The organism is Lactococcus garvieae subsp. garvieae, from assembly GCF_029024465.1.
In the GTDB taxonomy this organism is placed as follows: domain Bacteria; phylum Bacillota; class Bacilli; order Lactobacillales; family Streptococcaceae; genus Lactococcus; species Lactococcus garvieae.
Genome location: NZ_CP118950.1, coordinates 1,339,876 through 1,364,790, shown reverse-complemented (window position 1 = coordinate 1,364,790; position 24,915 = coordinate 1,339,876). Strand labels below are relative to the sequence as shown.

At 38.6% G+C, this 24,915-nt stretch carries 22 protein-coding genes; 21 read left to right on the top strand and 1 reads right to left on the bottom strand.

The window, feature by feature from the left end; translation table 11 throughout:
* Positions 1-307: 307 nt before the first annotated feature.
* Positions 308-1,879 carry a zinc ABC transporter substrate-binding protein AdcA gene (locus PYW30_RS06740; RefSeq protein ID WP_042219212.1) on the top strand — a complete coding sequence of 524 codons (1,572 nt, stop codon included), beginning with the start codon at positions 308-310 and terminating at the stop codon, positions 1,877-1,879.
* Positions 1,880-1,941: 62 nt separating this feature from the next.
* On the opposite strand, the gene PYW30_RS06735 is transcribed toward PYW30_RS06740, so the two are convergent.
* A complete protein-coding gene (locus PYW30_RS06735; RefSeq protein WP_019299485.1) occupies positions 1,942-2,907 on the bottom strand; it encodes an asparaginase in 966 nt (321 codons plus the stop codon).
* Between the two features lie 261 nt (positions 2,908-3,168).
* On the opposite strand from PYW30_RS06735, the gene PYW30_RS06730 reads away from it, so the two are divergent.
* The 20 genes from PYW30_RS06730 (at position 3,169) to PYW30_RS06635 (ending at position 24,821) form a co-directional block, all read left to right on the top strand.
* Positions 3,169-4,575, top strand: coding sequence for a Cof-type HAD-IIB family hydrolase (locus tag PYW30_RS06730; RefSeq protein WP_029345175.1), 1,407 nt, complete (start codon positions 3,169-3,171; stop codon positions 4,573-4,575).
* Between the two features lie 117 nt (positions 4,576-4,692).
* A complete protein-coding gene (locus PYW30_RS06725; RefSeq protein WP_042219214.1) occupies positions 4,693-5,352 on the top strand; it encodes an HAD family hydrolase in 660 nt (219 codons plus the stop codon).
* A gap of 60 nt (positions 5,353-5,412) precedes the next feature.
* Positions 5,413-7,380 carry a DHH family phosphoesterase gene (locus PYW30_RS06720; protein WP_014570959.1) on the top strand — a complete coding sequence of 656 codons (1,968 nt, stop codon included), beginning with the start codon at positions 5,413-5,415 and terminating at the stop codon, positions 7,378-7,380.
* Positions 7,377-7,829: a 50S ribosomal protein L9 gene (gene rplI, locus PYW30_RS06715; RefSeq protein ID WP_014024508.1), complete on the top strand. Its 453-nt coding sequence runs from the start codon at positions 7,377-7,379 to the stop codon at positions 7,827-7,829. The genes PYW30_RS06720 and rplI overlap by 4 nt, the downstream gene beginning before the upstream one ends.
* A 1-nt stretch (position 7,830) precedes the next feature.
* Positions 7,831-9,207 carry a replicative DNA helicase gene (gene dnaB / locus PYW30_RS06710; protein ID WP_042219218.1) on the top strand — a complete coding sequence of 459 codons (1,377 nt, stop codon included), beginning with the start codon at positions 7,831-7,833 and terminating at the stop codon, positions 9,205-9,207.
* A gap of 108 nt (positions 9,208-9,315) precedes the next feature.
* A complete protein-coding gene (locus tag PYW30_RS06705) occupies positions 9,316-9,579 on the top strand; it encodes a Veg family protein (RefSeq protein ID WP_003134126.1) in 264 nt (87 codons plus the stop codon).
* Between the two features lie 166 nt (positions 9,580-9,745).
* Positions 9,746-10,519, top strand: a complete 774-nt coding sequence (locus tag PYW30_RS06700; RefSeq protein ID WP_042219221.1) for a phosphotransferase family protein — start codon at positions 9,746-9,748, stop codon at positions 10,517-10,519.
* A 60-nt stretch (positions 10,520-10,579) separates the two neighbouring features.
* Positions 10,580-11,233 (top strand): tRNA (guanosine(46)-N7)-methyltransferase TrmB, encoded by a 654-nt coding sequence (trmB, locus tag PYW30_RS06695; RefSeq protein WP_042219223.1) that lies wholly within the window; start codon positions 10,580-10,582, stop codon positions 11,231-11,233.
* Positions 11,234-11,236: 3 nt separating this feature from the next.
* Positions 11,237-11,686 carry a transcriptional regulator NrdR gene (gene nrdR / locus PYW30_RS06690; RefSeq protein ID WP_003134132.1) on the top strand — a complete coding sequence of 150 codons (450 nt, stop codon included), beginning with the start codon at positions 11,237-11,239 and terminating at the stop codon, positions 11,684-11,686.
* A 35-nt stretch (positions 11,687-11,721) separates the two neighbouring features.
* A complete protein-coding gene (locus PYW30_RS06685) occupies positions 11,722-12,885 on the top strand; it encodes a DnaD domain protein (RefSeq protein WP_017370668.1) in 1,164 nt (387 codons plus the stop codon).
* Between the two features lie 2 nt (positions 12,886-12,887).
* Positions 12,888-13,772, top strand: coding sequence for a primosomal protein DnaI (gene dnaI, locus PYW30_RS06680; RefSeq protein ID WP_042219225.1), 885 nt, complete (start codon positions 12,888-12,890; stop codon positions 13,770-13,772).
* Positions 13,765-14,481, top strand: a complete 717-nt coding sequence (locus PYW30_RS06675) for a nitroreductase family protein (RefSeq protein ID WP_042219227.1) — start codon at positions 13,765-13,767, stop codon at positions 14,479-14,481. The genes dnaI and PYW30_RS06675 overlap by 8 nt, the downstream gene beginning before the upstream one ends.
* Complete coding sequence (locus PYW30_RS06670; protein ID WP_042219229.1) at positions 14,478-15,098, top strand: pentapeptide repeat-containing protein; 621 nt, start codon at positions 14,478-14,480, stop codon at positions 15,096-15,098. Before PYW30_RS06675 ends, PYW30_RS06670 begins: the two co-directional genes overlap by 4 nt.
* Positions 15,099-15,308: 210 nt before the next feature.
* Positions 15,309-17,246 carry a BglG family transcription antiterminator gene (locus PYW30_RS06665; RefSeq protein WP_042219231.1) on the top strand — a complete coding sequence of 646 codons (1,938 nt, stop codon included), beginning with the start codon at positions 15,309-15,311 and terminating at the stop codon, positions 17,244-17,246.
* Position 17,247: 1 nt separating this feature from the next.
* Positions 17,248-17,547 carry a PTS sugar transporter subunit IIB gene (locus tag PYW30_RS06660; protein WP_003134140.1) on the top strand — a complete coding sequence of 100 codons (300 nt, stop codon included), beginning with the start codon at positions 17,248-17,250 and terminating at the stop codon, positions 17,545-17,547.
* 51 nt (positions 17,548-17,598) lie between these two features.
* Positions 17,599-18,966 (top strand): PTS ascorbate transporter subunit IIC, encoded by a 1,368-nt coding sequence (locus PYW30_RS06655; RefSeq protein WP_014024515.1) that lies wholly within the window; start codon positions 17,599-17,601, stop codon positions 18,964-18,966.
* A 129-nt stretch (positions 18,967-19,095) separates the two neighbouring features.
* Entirely contained in the window at positions 19,096-21,096 is a 2,001-nt protein-coding gene (tkt, locus tag PYW30_RS06650) for a transketolase (RefSeq protein WP_042219234.1), read from the top strand.
* A gap of 333 nt (positions 21,097-21,429) precedes the next feature.
* On the top strand, positions 21,430-21,645 hold the full coding sequence (locus PYW30_RS06645) for a hypothetical protein (RefSeq protein ID WP_017370674.1): 216 nt from the start codon (positions 21,430-21,432) through the stop codon (positions 21,643-21,645).
* 230 nt (positions 21,646-21,875) lie between these two features.
* Positions 21,876-23,213, top strand: coding sequence for a H2O-forming NADH oxidase (gene nox, locus PYW30_RS06640; RefSeq protein ID WP_042219237.1), 1,338 nt, complete (start codon positions 21,876-21,878; stop codon positions 23,211-23,213).
* Positions 23,214-23,369: 156 nt separating this feature from the next.
* Positions 23,370-24,821, top strand: a complete 1,452-nt coding sequence (locus PYW30_RS06635) for a helix-turn-helix domain-containing protein (RefSeq protein ID WP_042219238.1) — start codon at positions 23,370-23,372, stop codon at positions 24,819-24,821.
* The last annotated feature ends 94 nt before the right edge of the window (positions 24,822-24,915 follow it).

Here is a 24,915-nt window from a genome sequence, read left to right as displayed (position 1 = left end):
AGAACTCTGTATCCCTTCATCCTCGCTTATTAGAATACCCATCACAGCGATTACTTACCGCCTGCTCGCTACTAAGAGCAGAGTAATCACGGTGGAAACAGCTAGTGAGTTGGAAGATTTGATACAGCTCGGGTCGCAGACTTATGAAGAAGACGAAGCAACAAGGAGAGTTAGCATATTCCTTTTGAGTCCATTCCTAAGAATAATTATTCTGGGAAACGTCACAATAGTCAAGTAAAACGATAACAATTGTTAGAAAATTGGGGTGAAAAATACCCATAAAATATATTATACGAGGAGAATATAGGTGGTAATATTTTATAAGGAAAAGAAAAAAAGAGAGTTTAATCATAAGAAAAAAATAGGAGTAGTTTTATTAGGCATCGCATCATTAAGCTTGCTCACCGCTTGTCACACTGCTCAAAATAAAAACACAACAAATTCAAACAGTGATAAATTGTCCATTGTTACAAGCTTTTATCCAGTCTATGAATTTACAAAGAATATTGTGGGAGATGAAGGCGATGTTAAACTGCTGGTTCCGGCAGGGTCTGAGCCACATGATTATGAGCCCTCAGCAAAAGATATGACAACAATTCGCAACTCAGATGTCTTTGTGTACCATAATGAAAATATGGAAACATGGGTCAATAAATCTAAAGCTTCATGGAAGAAAGATAATCCAAAAATTATTGAAGGCACTCAGGGTCTCCTTTTACTCCCTGGAACAGAAGAAGAGCACGAGCACAATCATGGGGAAGAGGGGCATCATCATGATTATGACCCGCATACATGGTTATCTCCTAAAATGGCAATAAAGGAAGTTGAAGCAATTGAGAAGCAACTGAAAAAATTATATCCCCAAAAAGCTCAGGTATTCGGAACTAATTCTTCAACATATCTGAGTAAGTTAAAAAAATTGGATGAAAAATTTAGTTCGGAGTTACAAAATGCAAGTCAGAAAAGCTTTGTAACACAGCACGCAGCTTTTCGTTATTTAGCTCTAGACTATGGTTTAAATCAAATTCCAATATCAGGACTTAATCCGGATCAAGAGCCCTCTGCTGCACGTTTAGCAGAATTAAAAAAATATGTAGAGAATAATGGTATAGAATATATTTATTTTGAGAACAATTCAAACAATAAATTCGCAAAAACTTTAGCAAACGAAGCCAATGTAAAAATGGCCGTCCTAAATCCATTAGAAAGTCTTACAGCAAAACAAATTGAAGAGGGAGAAAACTATATCTCTATAATGGAGGAGAATTTGGAATCCCTTAAGAAAACCACTTCTGTTAAAGGCAAGGAAATAAAAGCAGAGCTCTCCTCTGAAAGTGAAAAAAATGTAGAAAATGGATATTTTTCGGATACTGATGTTAAAGATCGGTCGTTGACTGACTACGCTGGAAATTGGCAGTCGGTGTATCCTTTGCTACAAAATGGAACTTTAGATCAAGTGTTTGATTATAAATCAAAAATTAAGGGAGACAAGTCGCCTTCTGCATATAAGAAATACTATGAACAGGGATATAAGAGTGACGTGAGTAATATTTTGATTGATAACAATACAATGACCTTTACTAAAAATAATGTAAAACATAAATATCACTATAAGTACAAGGGGTATAAAATTTTAACTTACGAAAAAGGTAATCGGGGAGTGCGGTATCTTTTTGAAACAGAGGATAATAATGCAGGTGAGTTAAAATATGTTCAGTTTAGTGACCATGCGATTGCACCAATGAAGGCAGCACATTTCCATATTTTTTATGGTTCAGAGAGTCAGGAAAAAGTACTTGAGGAGCTCGAGAATTGGCCAACATTTTATCCAAGTGACTTATCACCACAAGAAATAGCACAAGAAATGATTGCTCATTAACCCAAATATTTTGGAACTTGGAGTAATAAAAAACAGACGAGGATTTGTCTCGTCTGTTTTTTTTAATTTTCGACAAACGTCTTAAGTCTGTCACCTTCCAAGCCACCATTCAGGCCAATCAACAGTTTGATACGTGCTTTTTGAGAATTTACTTCAGGTGCAAACATCACCCCAGCCTCTGCCAGCTTAGAGCCACCACCCTCATAGGCATAAACTGGTTCCGCTATACCATTGAAACAGCGGGAAACGAGTACTACAGGAATGCCAAGCTTGATGATATTCATTAATTTTTGTGCGGCTGTAGGGGGAAGATTGCCTGCCCCCAGCGCTTCAATAACAAGGCCATCTAAACTACTTAAGTCAAATAAGTCAAAGACTTCACCTGTCATTCCAGCATAAGCTTTAACAATCGGAACTTTTCCTTTAACAGAAGAAATATCAAGATGTTGATTTTCACCATCGGTATGGAAATAGAAGAGTTTGTGCTTTGTGGCTAAGCCAACTGGTCCATGTGTTGGTGTTTGGAAAGTCGAAACGTTGGTCGTATGTGTTTTTGTTACATATCGTGCTGAATGAATTTCGTCATTCATCACTACAAGGACACCGCGATCACGAGAGGCATCATCGGCAGCAACACGAAGTGCGCTGAGGAAATTATAGATACCATCTGTCCCTAATTCATTGCTAGAGCGCATGGCGCCTGTCAGGACAATGGGCATGCCACGCGGAATTGTTGAATCCAAAAAGAAGGCTGTTTCTTCCAGTGTATCCGTGCCGTGAGTAATGACAACACCGTCAAATTCTTCTTGGTCGAAGGCTCTGTTGATGCGTTTTTTAATCAAGAGCATTTCTTTTGGGGTGATGTGCGGGCTAGGAAGGTTAAAAATATCTTCAGCGACCATGTGAATCGAATCAAGGTGCATATCTACCGAATTCATAGGGTTGACCGCATTTGGCGCTACGCGACCACTGGCGTCTTCCGCCATAGAAATGGTCCCCCCGGTATGCAACACTAAAATCTTTTTCATTAGTCAATTTCCTTTCAAACGTCAATAAAGTAAATTTATTATAGCATATTATAGGAGTGAATAAACAGCGACAAAGCGAAGTCCTCAACCCATTATAAAATAATTAAAGAGAGAGGGATTTTAATTTTTTGGAACAGCCATTATTCGTGGAATTTTGAAAAAAAACCTGTATAATTAATAGGATAAGGAAGCTTAACGACGGTTTAAATTTAGTCGATAAGCAAAAGACACATGAAGAATTTACGAGTATAAGGCATGGAAATGGATATAAAAGCGGTATTTTTCGATTTAGACGGCACTCTTTTTACAGGGACAAGATCAGTTGCTCCGAGCACGCGCGTTGCTATCGATGAATTAAAACGTAAAGATATATTAGTCGGGATCGCCACAGGACGAGGCCCTGCTTTTGCTTTGCCTTTGATGGAGGAGCTTCATTTAGATTTTGCAGTAACTTATAATGGACAATACATCTTTACGCCTAAAGCTGTCTTGCATGCGGAAGAGATCGATAAAAGGACCTTACGTAAAATCGTCCGTTTTGCCAAAGACAACCACCGAGACATCTCTTTAGGAGCAGCTCATGGTGTCAATGGCTCGAAACTTTTGAAGTTTGGTGAAACACGGATGGCAGGGATTATTTCCGGTATTTTACCTTCAGGGACATCGGATATTGCGCGAAACAGTTTTAAGCATGTCGTACGTCGTGTGGTTCCACAGTCCAACTTTCTAAATATCTTGCGTGAGCCTATTTATCAAGTCATGATGGTCGCGACTCAAGCAGAAACGAAAATGCTTGAAAAAGAATTCCCTAATTTGATGATTACACGCAGCAATCCCTACTCTGTGGATATGATTCCATGTGATTCTGGCAAGCTTCGTGGTATCAAGATGATTGGCGAGCGTTATGGCTTCAATGAACATCAAGTTATGGCCTTTGGTGATTCGGAAAATGATTTAGAAATGTTGACACATGTCGAATATGGTATCGCGATGGGCAATGCCTCTGATCTTGTTAAAGAAAAAGCGACACATGTCACGACGAGTAACAATCATGACGGGATTGCTAAGGCACTTGCACATTATGGACTTATTGATTTTTCAAGCAGTAATAATTTTATTTCACGTGATCAAAACTTTAATAAAGTAAAAGAATTCCATAAAATGATGGACGGTCGAAGTCAAGAAATTCCACGTGCTTTTCCCCCGATGGAGGCGGGCTATCGCGCAGGCTTTAAGGTCGAAGAAATTGTGGAGTTCCTCTATGCTTCCGCAAATGGGGATCGTGATAAGTTTGACGAACTTGCAGCAAATCTGCATGCAGATGTGGATAAGGCCGTCCTAAAGGTTAAACGCAAGGCAAAAGACGAAGCGCCGTTGATTGGAGAAGTCGATGCCTTGATTGACTTGCTTTACTTTACCTATGGAAGTTTGGTACTTGCTGGGGTTGACCCTTATGATATTTTCAACTTTGTACATGCAGCAAATATGGGGAAAATTTTCCCGGATGGACAACCGCATTTTGATCCAGAAACACATAAAATTTTGAAACCTGAGGATTGGGAAGAAAAATATGCCCCAGAAGGAAAAATAGAGCGTGAGCTTGAAAGACAAAAGAGAATTGCCTTGAGAAAAGCACGTGTCCGTGAAGAAGACAAGAAGAAAAAATAAAAAAGAAATCGCTGTAAGGCGGTTTTTATGCTTGTTACCTCCGGGTCACAAACTCCGTCCAAAAATATGTTATAATATAGCAGATATAAGCAGACAATTAGGGAGTTTTAGGTGAAAATGAACAAGTTTAAAGCGGTAATTTTTGACATGGATGGTGTCCTCGTTGACACGGAACAATTCTATGCTCAAAGACGTGAAGAATTCTTTAGCAATCATAATATTTCAATCCAACACATGAAATACTCTGATTTTATCGGAGGGAATATGCGAGAAATCTGGCCGCAAATCTTAGGTGTAGATTTTGACCAAGACGAAGCAGCAAAGCTGCACGCAGCATATTTAAAATTAAAAGACAATAATCCACTTCCTTATAAAGATTTGCTTTTCCCAGATGTTAAGGCCGTTTTAGAAGCCTTAGAAAATGATAACTTTAAAATCGGTTTAGCTTCCAGCTCGGCCATGCAAGATATTGACGAAATGCTTAATATACATGGCTTACGTCCTTACTTCAAGTCAATCCTTTCCGGCAATGATTTGAAGGCAACCAAACCACACCCAGAAATTTATCAGCTAAGCATGAAGGCGCTCAATGTAAAGCCGGAAGAAACCTTAATCATTGAGGATTCCGAAAAAGGAATTGCGGCAGGTAAGGCAGCTGGAGCTACAGTCTGGGCGATTGAAGATACGCGTTTTGGAATGAATCAGTCCGCAGCAGATGCATGGTTTCCCAATCTCACGGCTGTTAAAGAAAAACTAGAAAGCTTTTCAGCAAACTGATAGCTTTGCGCATTCAAAAAAATAGCCAATGTGTAAATAGACGCATAAAAGGAGAAGGAAATGAAAAGTGTACAGAGGTTTTCACCAATAACAATTGTGTTAGTCATGGTTATCGTGCAAGCCCTGGAAAGTTTTTTGCTTATCTTTTCGGGCTCACGAATGATGGCTGTGTTCTATCTTTTTTTGATGAACATCCTTATCACAGTTGGCATCTTACTTCAAGCTCGAAATTATCGTTTAAGAAGAGTTGAATTTATCAGAAAAATAAATGATGAAGCAGAAAACTCACTCAATGCAACCTTAGACAATATGCCTATCGGTGTCATCCGCTACAATAAAGAGACCTATGAGCCGGAATGGTTCAACCCCTTTATCGATTTGATTTATCATGGGGATGATCGTGTCCTTGATAAAGAAGAAGTTAAGGCAATTATTCAAAAATATCATGAAGAAAGAAATCAATTTTTCACGATTGAGAAGAAAAAATATTTTATAACCTTAGATGACGAAAAAAATCTTATTTATTTAGCTGATGCCACTTCTGAGGCTAACAGTCGTGAGAGCTTGCAGGAAAGCCGTGCTGTTATTGGAAGCATTTCGGTTGATAACTATGATGATGTCACAGATTTGATTGCGGACAGTGAACGGACCAAGGTTAATAGTTTGATTGCCAGCAATTTGGAAAGTTTTGCAAGCAAATACGGTGTATATTTGCGCCGTGTCTCAAGCAGCCGTTACTATTTCTTTTGTGATTACGGCATTTTGAACCGAATGATTGAGGATAAGTTTTCTTTACTGAAAGATTTCCGTAAGAATTCAGCTGAAAGCAAGATTCCTCTCACATTATCTGTGGGTGTATCCTATGGCTGGAATGATTTCCCAAGTATTGGGAAAACCTCCCTGAACAATCTTGAGTTAGCTTTAGTGCGCGGTGGGGACCAAGCAGTTCTTAGGGAGAATACGCCGCAAGCCAAAACAATTTATTTCGGTGGTAATTCTGAAAGTCGTACTCAAAAATCAAGAACGCGTGCGCGTGCTATTTCAACAGCATTGCAAACGATCATCAGTGAAAGTGAAGATGTCTTTATCGTAGGTCATCGTTTCCCAGATATGGATGCCCTAGGTGCGGCAATTACGATGAAAAATTTTGTCAATATGTCGGGAAAAGAAGCCTATGTGGTCTATGATCCTGAACAATTGATGCCAGAGGTGAGCCGAGCCATTGATCTAGTAAATGAAACTGAAGAAGGTTTCGCACATATTATTAAACTTGAAACAGCTTTTGATATGAAAACGGAAAATTCCTTACTGATCATGGTTGACCACTCGAAGACGACACAAACACTCAGTCTTGATTTCTATAAGTCCTTTAGTAAACTGGTTGTTATTGATCATCATCGTCGAGATGATGATTTCCCTGAGCATGCCTTACTTTCTTATATTGAATCAAGCGCAAGTTCAGCCAGTGAGTTAGCAGTCGAACTTTTACAATTCCATGAATATAACTCGAAAATGACGGTAACTGATGCTAGTATTGCGTTAGCTGGGATTGAGTTGGATACGAAGCATTTCACCAAAGCAACAACTTCCCGTACGTTTGAAGTGGCTGCTTATCTTCGCTCGCAAGGTGCTGACAATAACCTGATTAAAGGAATATTGGCCACTGAGTTTGAAAAATATAAAAAAATTAATGAAATTATTCTTAACTCTGAATATGTTGCGCCAGGAGTTGTGGTTGCCTTAGGGAAACCTGACCAAAAATATGATAATGTTGCGACTGCCAAAGCCGCAGACACTTTGCTTGATATGGCAGATGTTCAAGCCGCATTCTCGATTACAAATCACCAAAATGGTTATATTTCTATCTCGGCGCGTTCATTCAAAGATTATAACGTCCAAACGATTATGGAAGCCATGGGAGGGGGCGGACACTTTAATGCCGCTGCCACACAAATTTACGAACGAAATATCGATGAAGTCAAACATGACCTTATCGCATTAATTAAGGAAAGAGAGAACGAACAATGAAAGTAGTATTTTTAGCAGATGTAAAAGGACAAGGAAAAAAAGGCGAAATCAAAGAAGTACCCACAGGTTATGCAAATAACTTTCTCCTTAAGAAAAATTTAGCAAAAGTTGCAACAAGTGCTGCTGTGGCAGAACTTCAAGGTAAAACAAAAGCTAAAGAAAAAGAAGAAGCTGAAGAACTCGCAGCAGCTAAAGCATTGAAAGAACGTCTTGAGCAAGATGATGTCATGGTTGAAATCAAGATGAAAGTGGGAACAACAGGTCACACCTTCGGTGCCGTGGATAAAGCAGATATCGCGAAAGCACTTCAAAGTCAATTGGATGTCAAAGTGGACAAACGTAAAATTCAATTGATCAATAAGATTCAAGCGCTTGGAATTAAAGATGTTCCAATCAAATTGCACCGTGATGTAACTGCTACAGTCAAGGTCAAAGTAAGCGAGAGATAACATGCCTGATATTGATATTATCAAAGCACCACCACAAGATTTAGCCGCCGAACAAGCCGTTTTGGGGGCTATTTTCCTTGATAGTGACCGCTTGATTGAAGTAAAAGAATTTCTTTCTACGGATGACTTTTACAAAAACGCACACAAAATTATTTTCCGTGCTATGGAGTACTTGTCGGACAATCGTGAAGCGATTGATGTGTTGACTGTCCGCTCGCTTTTAGAAAACCAAAATGACTTAGAGACTATCGGGGGCATCGCTTATATTGCTGAGCTTGCCACTGCAACACCAACGGCAGCTAATGCTTCTTATTATGCGAAAATCGTTGCCGAAAAATCTTTGCTCCGTCAGCTGATTAATAAATTAACACAGAGTGTAGAAAAAGCTTACAGTCAGGAAGATCCCGCCGAGGATGTTCTTGCGGAAGCTGAAAAGTCATTGATTGATGTGCAGCAAGGACGTAATACATCAAGCTTTCGTCGGATTTCAGACGTCTTGTCAATGAATCTCGACGATCTGGAAGAACGAGCTAAACAAAAATCAACGATTACCGGTATCGCGACTGGCTATCCGGCCTTGGATGCTATGACAACAGGTCTCCATGAGGAGGAACTTATTATTCTTGCTGCACGTCCAGCCGTGGGTAAGACAGCCTTTGCTTTAAATATTGCGCAGAATATTGGGACCAAACAAGATAAAACTGTCGCTATCTTTTCATTGGAAATGGGTGCGGAAAGTCTTGTTAACCGGATGCTTGCAGCGGAAGGAACAATTGAATCCCATAACTTACGTACTGGTCAGCTTAATGACGAAGAGTGGAACCAATATTTTATTGCTATGGGGACACTTTCGAAAGCAAGTATCTACATTGATGATACTCCAGGGATTAAGATTACAGAGATACGGGCACGTTCTCGTAAACTCGCACAGGAAACAGGCAATCTTGGTCTTATCGTGATTGACTATTTGCAGTTGATTTCGGGCACAGGCCGAGAAAACCGCCAACAAGAAGTCTCCGAAATTTCACGTCAGTTGAAGATTCTGGCTAAAGAGTTAAAGGTTCCTGTCATTGCTTTGAGTCAGCTTTCACGTGGAGTAGAACAACGTCAGGATAAACGACCTGTCTTGTCAGACATTCGTGAATCCGGGTCAATCGAGCAAGATGCGGATATTGTCGCCTTCCTTTATCGGGATGATTATTATGACCGTGCCGGGGCTGACGATGATGATGAGGGCTTTAACGATGTCCCAGAAGTAGACAATAAAGTAGAAGTTATTATTGAAAAAAACCGTTCAGGAAGTCGGGGAACTGTCGAGTTACTCTTCCTGAAAGAATACAACAAATTTGCTAGTATTGATAACAGATATGAAGACTAGCATTTCTAGGGGTATTCGTGTTATAATGGATAAGATTTAAAATTTATAATGGTAAGCTAGGCGGAAAACGCCTGTCTTTGCATTTCTAGAGAAAAATTGGAGAGTAAAATGGATAACCAAAATCAAAGCCAAGAAGTAGGAAAAATTGTAGATATCAGAAAACAAGTTGAAGAACATGTTGGTCAAACCATTGAAATTACATCACAATTTGGACGTAAACGTGAAAATCGTCATAAAGTCAACTTGATTGAGACTTATGCCACACACTTTGTGATTGAAAATATTCCAGCACGTGGCCCAAAAACAACAGAGTCTTATCAATATGCTGACATTTTGACTCAAACAATTTTGATTCACTATCCAAATAAATAATTTGTTTATTGATGTAATCTATTTGTGAAGTTTTCTATAGCACGATTTGATGCGTAAAACTCTAGACAAAAGCTTCTGGGTGGCGTTACCGTTCGTGGCACGAATCTTCACTGGAAAAACTTCTCAAAGCAAAAAAAATATAAAAAATCCAAAGAAAGGAGTAAATATGACATCTTCAAGCCTATCAATGATGCCTGTCAAAGGTGGTTCAGGGAATGCTTTTGTTGGCGAAAGCGACAATAAGCGTGTTTTCATCAAAAAAAATTGTAGCCCCTTTTTGACAAGTGTGTATCTTGAAGGTATTACGCCACAAGTCTTATGGACGAAGCGTACAGCAGAAGGTGACATGTTAGCTGCTCAACCTTGGATTAATGGCCATACGTTGAAACCTTATGAAATGAATGATTCCCGTATTGGCGAAATTTTGCGGCATTTGCATCAAAGCGAAAAGCTTATTGAAGCCTGTAAAAAGTTAGATAACGAAGTCATGCTTCCAGCTGATCTTTTGGAACAAGTACTGAGTAAAAGTTCAATCTTTGAAACCAATGGCTTTCTCTCAAATGTCGTTGTGGAACTCTCAGAAAATCTTCCGGAGTTAAAAGAGGAGGAGATTACAGTTGTTCATGGTGATGTGAACCATAAAAACTGGTTGGTTGATGACGAAAGTGACAAAGTCTATCTCGTCGATTGGGATACGGTCCTTTTAAGCAGTCCTTTAGTGGATATAGCACATGTTCTAACACACTATATAAAACCAGAAAACTGGGAAGAGTGGCTCCATCAAGCAGGCTATAAAACAGCTAAAAATATAGAACATGAATTAATCTGGTATGGAAAACTTTCTTTTCTACGTCAGATTTCAGAATATATGGCAAGAGAGCAGATTAAGGAAACAGAACAAGAAATTGCACGTTTTCAGAATTTTTGCCGTTTATTTTAAAACTTAGAAAATAAAAATAGGAGGCTTGCCTTCTTATTTTTTCAATAAATAGGAGAAAAAATGCGCGTAAGAAATCGTAAAGGCGCTGCGGAACACTTAGAAAGTAACGCACATGTAGTTGTTGAAAATCCAGCAGACTTTAAAGGACGTTGGGCAGAGCGTTTTGGAAATGATCATCCCATTCATATTGAAGTGGGTTGTGGAAAAGGCGGCTTTATCACAGGTATGGCTGCTCAAAACCCAGAGATTAATTATATTGCGATTGACATGCAACTATCCGTTTTATCTCACGCTTTAGACAAAGCTTTGGAAGCAAATCTACCTAATGTGCAAATGATGCTGGTTGATGGCGCAGCTTTAACAGAATATTTCGAGGATGCTGAAGTTTCACGTGTTTATCTGAACTTTAGTGATCCGTGGCCAAAAACCCGTCATGAAAAACGCCGTTTAACTTATAAGTCATTCTTAGAAACTTATGAACAAATCTTGCCACCAGAAGGTCAAGTCCATTTTAAAACAGATAACCGCGGTCTATTTGAATATTCATTGGCAAGCATGAGTCAATATGGTATGATTTTAGAAAAAGTCTGGTTAGACTTGCACGCAGCTGAAGAATTTGCCAAAGTCAATGTAATGACAGAGTATGAAGCAAAATTCTCAAGCAAGGGGCAAGTGATTTACCGTTTAGAAGCAAAATTCCCAAAGAGAGGTTAAGCTATGAGATGCCCAAAATGTCAATCTGAATCGTCACGCGTAGTAGATTCACGTCAAGCTGATAATATGATTCGCCGTCGCCGTGAATGTGAAAATTGTGGAAATCGTTTCACGACTTTTGAACGGATTGAAGAAATGCCACTTTTGGTCATAAAACGTGACGAAACCCGTGAAGTTTTCAATCGTGATAAAATTATCACAGGAATAGTGCGCAGTGCTCGTAAGCGACCGGTGACGAGTGAATCCATTGAAAAATTGGTTGATCGTGTCGAACAAAGAGTACGCCGCTTAGAGAAAAATGAAGTACGTACCGAAGTTATTGGCGAATTTGTTATGGAAGAATTAATGGATTTGGATGATATTACCTATGTTCGTTTTGCAAGTGTGTACCGTTCCTTCAAAGATGTGAGTGAAATCGAAGATTTACTTAAAAAGATAACGAAAAAAGACTAACGGTTCTAAAAAAAAGAGAAATAAAAGGATGAACTATGAGACCAGGCGATTCATTTTCTATTCTAAATCGAGGAAAAATCAGCTTTGATGCCGATACTTTTTCGCTACTTTATTTGCCTATTATTGGGCGAGATGCTTTTGGACTTTATCAACTCTTGCGCGTTTTTTCGACGGGCAAGATTTCTCATTTTTTAGAGTATCTTGATTTTGGACTCCATCCTTTTATTGAAGCATTAGATAAACTTTCAGGGATTGGGCTCGTGCGGGTATTCGACCAACAACCGGGTTATCTTATGGAGATAAAAAGTCCTTTAACTTTTGAAGAATTTTTAGCAGACGAATTTTATAAGCAATTATTGGTTTCACGCATTGGTGAAAATAAAGTTAAAGCTTTGGCAAAAAAACATGAACCTGATGCTTTAGAAATTACGAAAAAGTTCCATGAAGTTTATTCTGTTAAGTTTGAGCCGACACATACAGTCGTTCAAACAGAAAAATTTGATTTGAACTCTTTTAAGAGTATTATGGAAAACCAGCATCTGACTTTTGCAAATGAAAATCAGGATATCTTGACCCTGTATGGTTTGGCTGAAAAGTTTGATCTCAACTGGTATGAATTATTTAAAGCAGCCGAACAAACTGCCAATGCTGACAAGACTTTGAATACAGCCAACTTAACAAGAATGCTTGCAGGCAAATCTGAACCTTTGCCTGCCTTATCTGAATTTCCTAAAGGCTTTCAGGATTTGATTGTCATCAGTAAAGAAGTGTCCCCGCGTGATTTTTTAAACAAGCTTAAACAACAAGCTGGGGGTTTTGCTTCGCAAGAAGAACTTAAGATTTTGAATAATTTAGACAAGCAAAATATTACAGATCAAGTACAAAATATTTTGATACACTATGTCTTGATTCAACAAGGGAATGCGAGTCTCAATGCTCGATTTGTTAATACTCTGGCAAATGATTGGTTGCGCCATAAAGTATATAATGCTGAAACAGCAGTAAAAAGAATACTGGAACGTCAGCAACAAGCGGAACAAAAGCAAAAAAACAATAAAAATTATAAAAACCCAGGCAAGCTGGTCAAAAAAGCACCTCAATGGTCCAATGCCAGCTACGTAAATACGACCAGTGCAGAAGATATTGCCAAATTCGAGCAATATAAAGCTTCCCGCCGTAAGGACAAGAAGGAGAATTGAGCATGGAATCAATTGGAGAACTTTTGAGTAAGCGCCCAGATGTACGTGGAAATTTTGACAAGCTCGTCGCTGAAGTGATGAAAAATGAACAAGTTCAAGCTTTTATTTCTGAAAATCAAATGTCTGAAGATGAAGTACAGCGGAGCTATTCAAAGTTTTATGAATTTGTTAAAGAGCGAAAAAAATTCGAAGAACATGAAAAAAGAGCAGCTGATGGCTATGAGCCTGTCTTGATTATGAATCATGGTTACGCAGATGTTTCTTATCAAACGACAGCAGAATTAGCCCGCCGTCAAGAAGTGAGCAATCAATTGCGCCGTGTTCAGATCATTGGTTTACCTAAAGAAATGAAGCACATTGATTTTTATGCGGATGTCTTCACAGACAATCAAAATCAATTTGACTTGTTCCGGAAAGTAGAAAACTTTATCGACAACTTTCCTCAAGAAAAAGGGCTTTATATTTATGGCGATTTTGGCGTAGGAAAATCCTTTATTATGGCCGCTATGGCAAATGAGCTTTCAAAAAAAGGCGTTTCCACTACTTTATTACACTATCCTACTTTTATTTCTGACCTTGATTTTGACAATGCCAAACATTGGGTCAATGAAATTAAAAAAGTTGAAGTATTGGTCTTAGACGATATTGGTGCCGAACTCAATAATGCTTGGGTGCGTGACAGCATTCTGCAAGTTATTTTACAGCATCGTATGCAAGAAAATCTTCCGACATTTTTCACCTCAAACTTGAATATGACAGAGCTTGAGCTACATTTGGCGGAAACTAAAAAAGCGGATGAAATCTGGCCAGCAAAACGCGTGATGGAACGTGTGAAGTATTTAGCGTCAGAAGTTCGTTTAGAAGGAGTAAATCGTCGACATGAATGAGACAATTGATCTGATGATGCAACACAGTTCTGTACGTAATTTTACGGATGAAAAAATACCAGAACATGTATTAAAAACGATTATTGATGCGGGACGGGCAGCACCAAACTGGAAAAATTTTCAATCTTATTCGGTGGTTCTTGTGCAATCCCAAGAACAAAAAGATGCAATTTTTGCCCAACAGCCCCAAAAAGCCATTAAAAATTGTGCTGCTTTTTTGGTTTTTGTGGGAGATCTTAACCGAGCCAAAACAGCAGTCGAAATGAACGGTGGTGAGTTTCAACCAGAAGGTGTAGAATCGCTCCTTATTACTTCAGTCGATGCGGCAGTAGCCGGTCAAAATACATTGCTTGCTGCTCAATATCTTGGCTATGGTGGTGTAATGGTGGGCTTGATTCGTGATCAAGCACGAGAAATTTCTGAGATATTAAATTTGCCTGATTATACTTACCCGATTTTTGCTGTGGCTCTTGGCAAGCCTGCACGTGTAAATCCAGTAAAACCGAGATTACCTTATGAAGCTGTTGTATTTCCTGAGAAGTATATTCCACAAGATGAAGAAGTGCTGCGCCACTATGATAAAGTTCAAGAGGATTATGCTGGATCACGGCGTCTAAATTCCACTTGGTCAAGTCGAATGGTTGAGCAATGGGGACAACCGGAACTCAAAGCTTCAACAGAGAATCTTAAAGAAAAAGGGCTTTTATGAAGAAAATTTTTTCACCCAAGCTTCCTGCGGCGTTAGAAGTTGTCGATTTTACTACCCTTGAAGACAACGAAGCCTACCAAGTAGAGTTGAAAAATCAAGAAATCTATTTAGAGGATCGCCAACTTTTCAGTGGCTGTCGCCTACAAAATATCAATTTTGAGTTAGAGGTAACTGCTGATTTAGAGTTTACAGATTGTATTTTTGAAAAGTGTGATTTTTCTAACCTTGTCTTTTCTAAATTTGGTTTTTACCGTTGCATTTTTAAAGATTGTAAATTGCTCGGTACCGAATTCACCAATGCCTTTTTGCAGGATGTCCAGTTTCAGGATTGTTTGCTTAATTACGTTAATTTTTCAAGTGCTCGTTTGAAAAATGTACTTTTTGCAGACAATATGATGAAAGAAAGTCTTTTTATTGCCAGTCAATTCAAGCATGTGCGTTTTGAAGGGAACGACTTGGAGCTTACGAATTTCTGGGAAACTTCCTTATCAGGGATTGATTTTTCAAGTAACACTTTTGAGCGCCTCGATGTGAGTCCCGAACTGGCTAAAAACATTAAAGTCAACTTAAGTCAAGCAGCGTTTTTTGCTGCTTTACATGGGATTGAAATTGTCTAAGTCTTGGGAGATTCAAGACTTTTTATTTTAAAAAAGTTTATCAAAATTGATCGTTTAATTTAAAAATCGCTTTAAACCGAAGCGGTTTTTAAATTAAAAAAATTTTTTTAAGAAGAGTCCAATCACGAAAGAAAACGTTTTCTTGTTTTGGACCGAACAGCTTAATTTCGAAGCAAAAATTAGGCTATAATTTAATTGTGAGGAAAAAAGATGCTTAGTTATAACTTAGATATCCTACTGTTTTCAGAAAGACGTTTTTGGAAACTTGATAAAATTCTTGAGGTTACTGGACTCAAAAGTCAGGAATTTCAGAGACAACTCGTCGAATTAAATCGAACATTGCAAGATAAATCTCAAAGACCACTAGAATTTACCAATAATGTGTTAGCAATTCCTGAAAAACCAGAAAATTTCGAAGAAATTCGCTTTAATATCGCAGAATATGGACGAACATTGAGTGAAGAAAAACGTCAATACCTGATTTATTTACTTTGCTTTTCTAAACGTTCAGCATTAGCCATTAGTGATTTCCAGTCGCTTTTAAATGTGAGTCGCAATACCGTCTTGTCTGATATCAAAAAGTTGCGTCAGCAGCTGGATAGCGAAAACATACGTCTAGAATACTCACGGAGGTTAGGCTTTTACCTTGAAGGTGCATCGAAAGAATTACGTAAGACGAGCTGGCGTTTTTTACAAGAACTTCATGAAGAGGGTGATTATTATGTTTTGTCGAAGCATCTCAATCATAAAAATCCACTCTTTATTTACCAAGTAGGACAGCAAATCAGTCGATTAATTGCTGAATTACGTGTTCAGGTTATCCATAGTCGGTATATTCCGATGCTGATATACCTTGCCTTACTTCAATCACATCTTGGAGAAACAGATATATTTCAGGAAGATGTACTGGAAGTTGAAGCATTGTTAATTGGCATGAGTGATGGTAGCTTTGAAAGGTCTGGTTTTGATTTTCTTTATCGTATTGGCTTTGAGATTATGGAAAATGTAATGAAACTTGCAGCAGTTCAGTTTGAAGATTTTACAAAAACCTTTGCTGCCTTACGTGCCCATCTGGTCCCTGCCTATTTTCGTTTGAAATATCACTTCGAAATAGAGAATGTTCTTTTGGACAAAATAAAAACAGATTATTCCTCTCTGTTTGAGTTAATGGGCCTTGCTTTAGCGCCATTATGCGAAGCTTGTGGTGAAATTTCCGAAGCAGAACGCGCCTACTTTGTCATTCTCTTTGGTGGAGAAATTTATAAGAAAAAGTATACACAAAGTTTTCGCGCGATTGTCTTATGTGTAAATGGTATAAGTTCAAGTTTAATCATGCGTAAACGATTGGAAAATATGTTTCCAAGCATGACTTTTATTCTGAGTACAGCTGTCTCTGATTTGGACAAGATTCCTGCTTTTTCTTATGATATTATTTTTTCGACAGTACCTGTAATGACTGATAAAAAACTCTATGTTATGTCAGCTATTCCAGAAAGTGAAGAAGAGACAAGACTTTACAATCGTATTGCACAAGATTTTGATTTGCCTGGTTTTTATAAACCAGATGCTAAAGCCATCTTACGTGCTATTGAACCTTATGTCGACATTAAAAGTAATGCGACCAAGAAGCAATTGACGCGGATTATTGACCGCAAGCTTAACAATAAAAAGACAGAAAGTGAGGCATTAGGTATAATGCTTTCAGATTTATTAACTAAAGAAAAAATTTGTTTTACAGATGAAAAACTTGACTGGAAAAGTGCAATTGAGCTTGCAGCTCAGCCTTTACTGAATCAAGGTGAAATCGAGCCCGCGTATATTTCCGCTATCATTAACCGTGTAGAGGAGTTCGGCCCTTATATTGATTTAGGAATGGGTATCGCTCTTCCGCATGCACGTCCTGAAGATGGGGTGAAAAAGCTTGGGATGTCATTTCTTAGATGTGAACAACCGGTATATCTTCAAGATGATCCCAAACATGAGATAAAAATCTTCATTGTCCTCGCAGCAATTGATAATGAAACGCATCTTCGCGCATTATCCACACTAACACAAATATTATCAAATAAAGATGAACTCAATAAAATGCTGACTGTAGAAACAGTAGCAGAACTAGAACAAATTTTTGCAGAAAAAGAAGGAGAATAATATGAAAATCGCATGTGTATGTCAATCAGGATTAGGAACAAGCTTTATGGTACAAATGAATCTTCAAGCCCTTTTACAAGAAATGGGCTTGAACGTGAATGATTTTGAGCTTGACCATATGGATGTTGGATCAGCCACACCAGATTCTGCGGACTATTTCTTTGTAGAGTCCACATTAACAACAGCTTTGCCTAATATTCCGGAAGAAAAGATTGTACCTTTGACTTCCATTATTGATCGCGATGCAGCGCGTGAAGCACTGGTTAAAGTTTTAGATGAAAGAGGGATTGCCCACAACTAAGCAAAAACAGTAATTAAAAAGAATCAAAAATAAACTTAGGAGAATTAAAAAATGAATGGAGTTTTAAACTTTATTGTCTCTGTTGCGACTACGCCTGCCCTTCTTGTGGGATTAATTGCCATGCTTGGACTGATTTTACAAAAGAAACCAGCAACTGCGGTTATTCAGGGCTCAGTGAAGACCTTTGCTGGATTCTTGGTCTTGGTTGGAGGAGCTGGTATCTTGGTGGGGGCGCTTGCGCCTTTTGCCGATATGTTTCAACATGCCTTTCATGTGAAAGGTATTGTCCCAACGAATGAAGGTGTTGTTGCCTTGGCACTCGTGGAGTATGGGACACCGACTGCCTTGATTATGCTTGTCGGCATGATTGTGAATATCTTGCTCGCTCGCTTTACACGATTTAAATACATCTTTTTAACAGGTCAAGCCATGCTCTACGTTTCTTGTATGGCAGCCGTGATTCTGGTTTCTGCCGGAATGGGTGAAACATGGATGACCATTCTTCTTGGAGGTATCTTTGAAGGAACACTTTTAACAGTTACACCCGCCATTTGTCAGCCATTTATGCGTAAAATCACTGGAACTGATAATGTAGCGATGGGACATACAGGTAACATCGGTTATGCTCTTGCAGGATGGCTCGGTAAAACTTTTGGGGATCCCGATCCTGAGAAGTCCACCGAAAAACTAAATATTCCTAAATCATTGGGCTTTTTGCGAGATTCCACCGTATCCATTTCCTTACTGATGGCTGCAGTCTACATTCTTTTAGCCATAGCCGCAGGCCCAACTTATGTCGAATCGGAGCTTTCTAACGGTACAAACTTTGTGATTTTCTCACTTGTTCAAGCAGGAACTTTCGCAGCTGGTTTCGTCGTTGTTCTACAAGGGGTGCGTATGATTTTAGCTGAAATCGTACCGGCCTTCCAAGGGATTGCCCAAAAACTGGTTCCCAACTCTAAACCGGCTTTAGATGTGCCAATCGTCTTTCCTTACGCACCAAATGCGGTATTGATAGGTTTCTTCGTTTCCTTTATCACAGGATGTTTATCCATGGTTGCGATGCTTGTTATGGGAACAACGGTTATCATTCCGGGTGTTGTCGGGCATTTCTTCTGTGGAGCAGCAGCAGCAATATTCGGTAATGCCAATGGCGGACGACGTGGAGCAGTAATCGGAGCAATCGCCAATGGTCTCCTCTTATCTTGGTTGCCCCTTTTCATTATTCCATCTTTGGGGGCCTTCGGAGCAGATGCCTCAGCCACATTTGCGGATACAGATTACCTGATTCCAGGTATCATTGTTGGCCGAGTGGGTGAAATGGGATCTGGTGCGATTGCCGCTCTTATCTTAGGCTTCCTCGCTATTGTTTTGATTCTCAGTGCAGTCTTAAATGCCAGAGATAAAGCTAAAGCTTAAGTCAATGTCAATGTTTACAAAAATCAGTTTTCGCTCAGGAAATCTGATTTTTTAGTAAGATGAAAATAAAAAACGTTTTCAATTATGTTATAATAAAATGTATTATCAAAAGATTAAATGGAGAAAAATATGTTTGACAACACCGATCAGTTAGCTGTAAATTCAATCCGTACTTTGTCAATGGATGCTATCCAAAAAGCAAACTCTGGACATCCAGGATTGCCAATGGGTGCGGCACCAATGGCTTATGTTCTTTGGAGTAAGTTTTTGAATGTGAACCCACAAACAGGACGTAAATGGTCTAACCGCGATCGCTTTGTCCTTTCTGCAGGACACGGTTCGGCAATGCTTTACAGTCTTTTACACTTGGCAGGATACAAAGTATCAATAGATGATTTGAAAAACTTCCGCCAATGGGGCTCAAAAACTCCAGGACATCCTGAAGTAGACTGGACAGATGGTGTAGAAGCGACTACAGGTCCTTTAGGACAAGGTATCGCCAATGCTGTTGGTATGGCAATGGCCGAAGCACATTTAGCTGCTACTTACAATAAACCAGATTTTGATATTGTGGATCACTATACTTATGCCTTAAATGGTGATGGTGACCTTATGGAAGGTGTTTCTCAAGAAGCAGCGTCACTCGCTGGTAAGTTAAAACTTGGAAAACTTGTACTTTTCTATGATTCAAATAATATCTCTCTTGATGGTGATTTGGATAAATCATTTATCGATGATATTAAAATGCGTTTTGAAAGCTACGGTTGGCAACATATCTTGGTTAAAGACGGCAACGATTTGACTGAAATTGCAGCAGCTGTAGAACAAGCAAAAGCTGAAACTGAAAAACCAACAATTATTGAGGTTAAGACTGTTATTGGATATGGTGCTGAAAAACAAGGCACTTCAGCAGTACACGGGGCTCCTCTTGGTGCAGAAGGTATTGAATTTGCGAAGAAAGCTTATGGATGGGACTATCCAGAATTCACTGTTCCCGAAGAAGTTACTGAGCGTTTCCGTCAAACATTGAATACACGTGGCGAAGCTATGGAACAAGTATGGAACGATATGTTCACAGCTTACGCTGAAAAATATCCAGAGCTTGCTGAACAATATGTAAAAGCGTTTGAAAATGAAACACCTGAACTTGAATTAAGCAAGCATGAACTTGGTTCAAGCAAAGCTTCACGTGTAACTTCACAAGAAGCTATACAAGAACTGTCAGCACAAATGCCAAACCTTTGGGGTGGTTCAGCTGACTTATCAGCATCAAACAATACAATGGCTAAAAATGATACAGACTTTATGCCAGATAACTATGCTGGTCGTAACATTTGGTTTGGTGTCCGTGAATTTGCGATGGGCGCAATTATGAACGGTATTGCTCTCCATGGCGGTACACGTGTTTATGGTGGTACATTCTTCGTTTTCAGTAATTATATGCTTCCTGCTGTCCGTATGGCTGCACTGCAAGAATTGCCTGTTACATATGTTTGGACACACGATTCAATCGCGGTTGGTGAAGATGGTCCAACACATGAACCTGTCGAACAATTGGCTTCAGTACGTTCTATGCCAAACTTAGATACGATCCGCCCTGCAGATGGTAATGAAGTTGTTGCCGCATGGCGTCGTGCAGCTTCAAGCAAAAAACGTCCAACAGCGCTTGTTTTGACACGTCAAAACTTGCCAGTTCTTGAAGGAACAGCACAATTGGCTGAGGAAGGCCTCAATCGTGGTGCCTACATTCTTTCCAAAGAAGAAGGTGAACTTGAAGGAATTATCATCGCAACAGGTTCAGAAGTAGCACTTGCGCTTGAAGCTAAAAAAGAATTAGGAAAAGGCGTACGTGTTGTTTCTATGCCTTCAATGAATATCTTTGACGAACAATCTGCAGAATATAGAGAAGAAATTCTTCCGAAAAATGTCTGCTGCCGTTTGGCTGTCGAAGCAGGAACAAGCTTCGGCTGGGCGAAATATATTGGTTTAGCTGGAGCCACTGTAACCGTAGATAAATGGGGCGCTTCAGCACCTGCAAATATTGTTTTACCAGAGTATGGCTTTACAGTAGAAAATGTTGTAAAAACATATAAAGAAATGAAAGAAAACTGTCCTAAAGATTGCTGCTAATCCCAGATGGTGCCGTGAAAAGCTTTTGTTGCGCGGAGACTCACAGATTATGTTATAATAAGCTTATGCGATGAGTCGATGCTCTACTTTGGTAGATTATTGAAGCACGGGAGTTCTGGAACATTGGGTTGTTCGTGCAGGAAGCATGAGAACTTGTTAGCGCGTGTGAACCGTTCTGACACAACGAAAGTTGCCCGAAAGACTTCTCTTTTGAGAGGTCTTTTTTTGTGAAATAAAGAGTGGAGTGAGCTGTTGTTTCCTTTGGAATTAATGCTATAATAGAGGTATGTAAATTTATCTATTATATTTTAGGAGAGACTATTGAGCGTAATGATGTACAGCCTTTTTGATGTAGAGGGTAATGCAGAAGCGATAATATCTTATACAGAAAATGCGATGAAAAAAGAAGGAAAAACTTCAGAAGAGATAGAATTGTATAAAGCTGAAGTTGAAAACAGTGATTATCCCGGTCTTGTCAGTGTATCTGTGAGTATGCTGGATGAGTTAAATGGGATGCACACCCGTCAAGAAGTGAAACATATAAAGTAAGTAAAAAGTGGGTATTTCAAAACTACCCATTTTTTTGATAGAAAAATAATAATGTCTTGAAAGTATCTGAAATGCAGGTAATATAAGGTTTTCTCAGCTATTTACCTTGTGAAGTTTGTGAATTCACAAACTTCACAAGCGCTTACAAAAGAAATGCGAATAAAGTGTGCTAAACTTATATTGTAAAAATATTTACAAGCTTTTACAATAAAAAAAGGAGATTTTCCAACATGAAAATCGTTATTATAGGCACAAATCACGCAGGTATTGCTGCGGCAAACACATTATTAGACAACTATCCTGGTCATGAAATTACCATGATCGATCGTAACAGTAACATGAGTTACTTGGGCTGTGGGACAGCCTTATGGGTGGGCCGTCAAATTGATCAACCGAATGAACTTTTCTATGCACGACCAGATGATTTTGAAGCAAAAGGAGCGAAGGTGTTGACTGAAACTGAAGTTTCATCAATTGATTTCGAGCATAAAAAAGTGTATGCCACAACAAAAGCCGGAGAAGAGCACGTGGAAGATTATGACAAACTCATTCTTGCGATGGGTTCAAGACCAATCATTCCTAAAATTACAGGTAATGAATTAGAAGGTATTCATTTTCTCAAACTCTTCCAAGAAGGGCAAGCAGTGGATGAGGAATTTGCTAAAGAAGAAGTGAAACGTATTGCCGTTATTGGGGCGGGCTACATTGGTACAGAAATCGCTGAAGCGGCGAAACGTCGCGGAAAAGAAGTGTTGCTCTTTGATGCGGAAACTACGTCTTTAGCTTCCTATTATGATGAAGACTTTGCGAAAGGAATGGATGAAAACCTTGCAAACCATGGCGTAGAACTTCATTTTGGTGAAACTGCCGAGGCTTTTAAAGGCACAAATGGCCGAGTTTCTCAAATTGTGACTAATAAAGGGACCTATGATGTGGATATGGTAATTAACTGTATCGGCTTTACGGCAAACAGCGCCCTTGTGGGAGATGAACTGGATACGCTTCGAAATGGAGCAGTGAAGGTAGATAAGCATCAACAGACAAGTAATCCTGATGTCTACGCAGTCGGCGATGTGGCTACGATTTATTCTAATGCTTTGCAAGATTTTACATATATTGCTCTTGCTTCTAATGCGGTACGCTCAGGGATTGTTGCTGGGCATAACATTGGCGGAACAGTCCTCGAATCAGCTGGTGTTCAAGGGTCAAATGGTATCTCGATCTTCGGCTATAATATGACTTCTACAGGTTTTTCTGTTAAAGCCGCACAAAAATTTGGTTTAGAAGTTGCTTACACTGATTTTGAAGATAAGCAAAAAGCTTGGTTCCTCCATGAAAATAATGATACGGTGAAAATTCGTATTGTTTATGAAAAAACAAGTCGACGTATCGTAGGCGCGCAAATGGCGAGCTACGGGGAGATTATCGCGGGGAATATCAATATGTTCAGCTTGGCTATCCAAGATCAAAAAACAATTGATGAACTTGCGCTTCTCGATTTGTTCTTCTTGCCCCACTTTAACAGCCCTTATAACTATATGACTGTTGCTGCTTTAAAGGCAGAATGATATCAAAGTGTAACGTTGAAATCGAAGGATATAAGACACAAAAAATCACTAAAATACCCTTTAGTGATTTTTTGTGCAATTAAGTTACATTTGTGCAATGTTGCCTAATGTTATATAATAGAAAAAATTGACGAGGTAAATGGAGGAAACAGTATTGTGTTAAAATATTTAGACGAAGATGATTTTAAAAAGCTTCAAATTTTATATTATTTAGAAAATCATCATCTCTCTACGGTACTTTTTGATGACTTAATTGAAGAATTACACCTTAATAATTATCAAGTCAAGAAGCTCTTATCTGAGATACAATCAGAAATTAAATCTTGGAAATTAGAAAATTATTACCTCATCGATCTCCAGACGCAGAAAAGTTTCGTACGTTATGAAAGAAGAACCCAAGGAAACATCATGCTTCTTTTAAATCATTACGTTAAGAGATCACAGATGCAAGCCTTGATTCGAGCAGTCTTTACTGAAGAAGTGAACAAAATTGCTGAACTCGAAGATGTTGTCTTTTTATCAAAGTCAGCCACGTATAAACTGGTGAAAAAATTTACGGATTTAACGAGGGAATACGGTGTAACAATTGATAAAAACATGCGCTTTTCCGGTGATGAATGGAAGATTAGAGAGTTTCTCTATAATTTCTATCACACGTTATATGGCGATCTTTATAAGAGTTTTTCAGCAGATGTAGCCACGGACCTTGAACAAATGATAAACGCTTTGGAGGAGATAGAGGGACTTTTTATTCGAGGCTTAAGTTTAACAGATCGAACAAAATTGTTGTATCGCCTCTTTGTTATCTATACGAGAAATTATTTGGGAAATAAAGCTTCAGCGCAAGATTTCATGAAAATAGACAGTCGGTTTATTGAGCCCATAGCCCATATTTTACGACATTATCTCGATGGTTCGAATGAAGAAGTTTTGGAAGAGACCTATGAGCTTCTTTATTTTCTTTCAAGTGAGAGCATTACGGCACATTGTGATTTTCAAATTCCAACGAACGTAAGCGAGTTAACACAGGCTTTTACGGAAAGTTTCACTACTAAATTTCAAGAGCACCAAAGTGAAATTAACCAAGAAGAGGTACAAATAGAGTTAAACAATATCCATCTTCGTTTATTGATTTCTTTAAGAGCAAACTTTGATGTATCTAGTTTGAATGATTTTAACTTCATGGGCGAAAATTATGAAGATATTGAGCTCTTTTGTAATAACTTTGCAGATAAAATGTTACTTGATAAGCGTTATGCTCCATTATTTCTGGAAAAACACCACGCCCTTGTTCGTGAATATATGTTTTTAATTTTGTGCTATACCACTGCTTATCGTACAAGACGTCCTGTAAAAATCTGTGTAGACTTTTCATATGGTATCTCTTATAACAGATATATACTTAAGAATATCAAGTCACTAGGATTTTTGAATATTGAAGCGAGTGAAGGAAAAAATAAAGAGGATATTGATATCTATCTTTCTAATCTTCCTTCCCGAGAAGTTGAAGCAGAACAAATTATTTGGGCATCACCACCCACATCTTATGATTGGGAATTTTTTGGAAATACAGTAGTTAAAGTAAAAAAAGACAACTTTAATGCTTAGTTGTTTTTTTTTTTTATTTTTTTTTCAAAACAAAATAAAAAATGACTTCTTTACGCTTAAATGTTAAAATTACCATATCTAAGCAAATGAGAAG